General features: G+C 52.4%; 2 protein-coding genes. Both read right to left on the reverse strand.

Going from position 1 to position 2,820, the window contains the following annotated elements:
- Positions 1-230: 230 nt before the first annotated feature.
- Complete coding sequence (locus ACP7AP_RS24050; RefSeq protein ID WP_426038431.1) at positions 231-2,402, reverse strand: LssY C-terminal domain-containing protein; 2,172 nt, start codon at positions 2,400-2,402, stop codon at positions 231-233.
- Positions 2,403-2,408: 6 nt separating this feature from the next.
- Positions 2,409-2,780 carry a phosphatase PAP2 family protein gene (locus tag ACP7AP_RS24055; protein ID WP_426038433.1) on the reverse strand — a complete coding sequence of 124 codons (372 nt, stop codon included), beginning with the start codon at positions 2,778-2,780 and terminating at the stop codon, positions 2,409-2,411.
- Positions 2,781-2,820: the final 40 nt, after the last annotated feature.

Below are 2,820 nucleotides of genomic sequence, written 5' to 3' on the forward strand. Positions count from 1 at the left end.
CGTTGTAAGAGCGCCAGTTCGTCGTGCGGTAGGTCGGAGGTGCAGGTTTGCTCATACCCTGCGACTAACACCTTGCAGTCACGCAGGGAATCCCTCACGATTTGTGCAACAGAGCCCCACGGCACGCTAAAATGGCGAACAGCAAACCATAATGTTACTCACTCCGTCACGTTTTCCTTTTTTGCCCAAGCGTGGAATTTCGATAACATTTCCATTGTTATTGGTGCGTTTTAGGGTGGAGCGACTATGGTTTTGTTTGGGCCGGACTGGAGCTGAAATAGATAAGCCCTGCCATCAGTAAAAAATGGATCACCCGTCAAGTTCTGACCAAGAACTGGTGCCACAAGCTGGATAATTTGCGCTGAACTAATTAATCTAGTTTTCTGCAGATCAGCTATCAGAAGATCACGGTCTGCATCGATATTAGGGTCAATGCGATGGGTCAGGCCCCATTTCAACCCATCGTCAAAACTTGCGGTACCAACGAAGATGAGAAACCCGTCTGTAGTACGGAACTCCGTCTTCCAAAACCGAGCGTGGTGCCGTTGGCGCAAGCCTTTGTTCCGAGTTTCTGACTGAAAACCGTAATCATGGGGTTTGTCGTTCCAGAAGGCCGGCGTTACTGGCGCGGTGTCGTACTGATTATTAAACCAAATTGCAAAGGCGGCCTTCCACATCGTCGCGAAGGTTGGCCTATCCGCCAGATGCCAGCCAGCCTTTTCGAAAACCTGTAAGAACGTTGCTTCGTCGGGAGTGAGAACAATCAAGCTGATCGGTTCCTGAAGCGCGCCTACAATACTTTCAGAATAGTCAGGCAACAGCTTGGCTGCAAATGCGGTCTCGACCGGCTGATCGAGTTGTACCACGGTGTCAACGGATTTGACATTCAGCTTCTGATGGTAGTTTTCGACTGCGAACCAAACGGTGGCCACTGTACTGGCGAGAACACCAAGAGCGGTAGCGATATTCCAGGCTTTCGTCTGAAACTCGATCGCCTGCTTCGCTTTGGTGCGCAGCCACTCCGCCAGCGAAATTCCCAGAAGCGCCCAGAGAGCACCGACCAAATATCCGTTTAATACATCACTCAGATAGTGTTCGACAAGGTAAATGCGGCTCAGTCCGATCAAGAAAACGATAATCGCACCCGCAACAAACAAAACCCAAACCCGGGCAATCCGCTCACGGATCACCACATACGTCACAAATCCGAAAAACGCGACCGCCACAGCGCTGTGACCACTGGGGAAAGAATAGCTATTTTCGCCATAAACAGCCAACGCAGGTCTAGCTCGTGCAAATAGGTTTTTAAGGAGAATAACGGTTACCATATTGCCGATCAGGGCCATCCAAAGACCTGGAAGATAGTGGAGCCGATGACGGAGCCAGAGCAGCAACGAGACCGCAACGGTCAAGACCAAAACGACCAGCCAAGAGCCGAATGCCGTGACGACTGTAAAAAAAGAGGTGAGTGACGGGTCGCGGAATGCGGACATCAAATTGGCAAGGCGGACATCTACCTGAACTATTTGGCTTTGCGTCACATAGTCTAGGGTCGAGCTGGCGTAGAGCAGCACAAAATACCCAGTTGCAGCGCCTAAAAGAGTGGCCGGTAAGCCGGAAAACTGTTTTCGAGATATGCGGTTCTTCAAAAATCGAAACAGAACTTGGTGCCGCCCGACCAGGCTTCGAACATCGGGGTTTTCTCGGATGGCCTGCCCGACAGACCGTAAGACTGAGACAACAAACGGCACTGCTTGACGCAGCTTGACCCCAAGAAACCACAGGGTCACCACAACCAGCAGTACTGCCAGCGCAAACAATCCGGCCCGCGTCACAGCTGCACTGACAAAATCGAGGGCAGTGCCAAAAAAGTAGCCTACGCTGAGAACTGCAAGGGTGTAAGCAAGACCTCCGATGACATTCCATAAGAAAAAGCGCTTACGGGACATGCCGGACAATCCGGCCACAACCGGAACAATCGGTCGCAATGGGCCAAAGAAATGACCTAAGATGATGCTCGGCGCTCCGTATTTGGCTACGAAGCGCTTCCCATGATCCAAGTTCGCATTGGAGAAGATCCAGCGGCCTTCTTGAAATAGATGCCCTCCTCGCGCTCCGATCCGAAAGCTGACCTCCGCCCCCAAAATCGTTCCCACAGCTACGAACCAAACCATGTCGCCAAAATCATAAAGCCCTTGGGCTACCAGCGCTCCGCCAATGAGAACAACAATTGTGCCCGGCGCAAAAACGCTGGTCAGGATCAGCGCTTCGCCAAAGGCGATCAAGCCGATCACCCAGTAGCCCCAAAGACCCAGCGCTTGGAGCGACGGTAAAAGATGATTCATTGCTGTTTGCACGATGCTCTCGCTGTTATCTATCCAGGCATTGTGGCGTGCTGGCACATCATATCAAAAAATGCCTGTGATAAACCGGTCAAATCTTGTGTTCCGCATGTAGACTGTCGTCACGAAAGCTGTCGCAAGTGCTCCAGTCAAAGCTCCTCCGAGGACATCGCTTGCGTAGTGGGTGCCAATGTAAACACGGGAAAAAGCTACGACCAGCGCAGCCACACCAAACCCTGCCGCTCGTCGTGGCATCCCAGTACAGGCGAAGGTGAGGGCGATGGCGAAAGCCGCCGTTGCATGATCGGATGGAAAAGATGGATCAAGACTTGGCGCGGTTAGCAGCTTGGTGACGCCGACCGGCTCTGTTGCACAAATCGTGAGGGATTCCCTGCGTGACTGCAAGGTGTTAGTCGCAGGGTATGAGCAAACCTGCACCTCCGACCTACCGCACGACGAACTGGCGCTCTTACAACGC

This window comes from Cypionkella sp. TWP1-2-1b2 (assembly GCF_049896245.1).
Classification (GTDB): Bacteria; Pseudomonadota; Alphaproteobacteria; order Rhodobacterales; family Rhodobacteraceae; genus Cypionkella.